The 1,072-nt window shown below is 63.0% G+C and carries 2 protein-coding genes; both read left to right on the forward strand.

What is annotated here, in order from left to right:
* On the forward strand, positions 1–639 hold a 639-nt coding region (locus EN750_RS35825; protein WP_145968259.1), incomplete at its 5' end, for a biotin--[acetyl-CoA-carboxylase] ligase.
* 118 nt (positions 640–757) lie between these two features.
* The coding region (locus EN750_RS35830; RefSeq protein ID WP_127399384.1) for an MBL fold metallo-hydrolase at positions 758–1,072 on the forward strand (315 nt) is incomplete at its 3' end.

Raw genomic sequence — 1,072 nt, forward strand, 5'->3', positions numbered from 1 at the left:
CCCGAAGGCAACCTCGCGGCGACGCTGCTCGTCATCACCAAGGCGGAGCTTCGCCTTGCCGCGACGCTGGGATTCGTCGCCGGACTGGCGCTGGCCGATGCGCTCGACGCCGTGGTGCCGAAGGGCCGGATCGCTATCGGCCTCGACGGCGGCAGCGAAGGAAAGAACCGTTTCGAACTGAAATGGCCGAACGACGTGCTCGCCTCCGGCGCCAAGCTGGCCGGCATCCTGCTGGAATCGGCAATCCTGGAAGGCGGCCGTTTCGCGGTGGCGGTCGGCATCGGCGTCAATGTGGTGGCATACCCCGAGGATTTGCCCTATCCCGCAACATCACTCAGCGCGCTGGGCGCGGCATGCGATGCGGAAACGCTGTTCCTGGCGCTGTCGGATGCATGGAGCGAGAATGCCCGATTGTGGGACGAGGGGCGCGGACTTGCCGCCGTCAGGCGACGCTGGCTTGATCGTGCTGCGGGGCTCGGCGGCGAAGTTGCTGTCAGAATTGACGGTAATGTGGTGCGTGGGGTGTTTGAGACCATTGACGAGGACTGCCGTTTCGTGATCCGCGACGATAAAGGTTCGGTTCGGACGATCGCCGCCGGCGATGTGCATTTCGGCGCGGTCGCTTCGGCCAGGGCATAGGGCCGTTCATGAACGGTTCTAACTGTTTGTTTTTGCGCAACTCCGGTGGGAAAACCGTTACACACTTTTCCCGGAATTGCTTTTTAGGCTTGGCCTGAGGGCCAGGAAGGGAAAAATCATGGCGAAAGCGGAAAACGCCGAACTCGTCTTCGTGCCGCTCGGCGGCGTCGGCGAGATCGGCATGAACTTCGCTCTTTACGGCTACGGGCCGCCCAATGCGCGCGAATGGATCGTCATCGATGTCGGGGTGACCTTCCCCGATGCCAGCCTGCCGGGCGTCGACCTTGTGCTGCCCGACACGCGCTTCATCGAGGAGAACCTCGCCAATCTGCGCGGCATCATCATCACGCATGCGCATGAAGACCATTATGGCGCGCTGCTCGACACATGGCCGAAGCTGAAGGCGCCGGTCTGGATGACGCCGTTCAGCGCC

The sequence above is a fragment of the Mesorhizobium sp. M7A.F.Ca.ET.027.03.2.1 genome (assembly GCF_003999175.1).
In the GTDB taxonomy this organism is placed as follows: domain Bacteria; phylum Pseudomonadota; class Alphaproteobacteria; order Rhizobiales; family Rhizobiaceae; genus Mesorhizobium.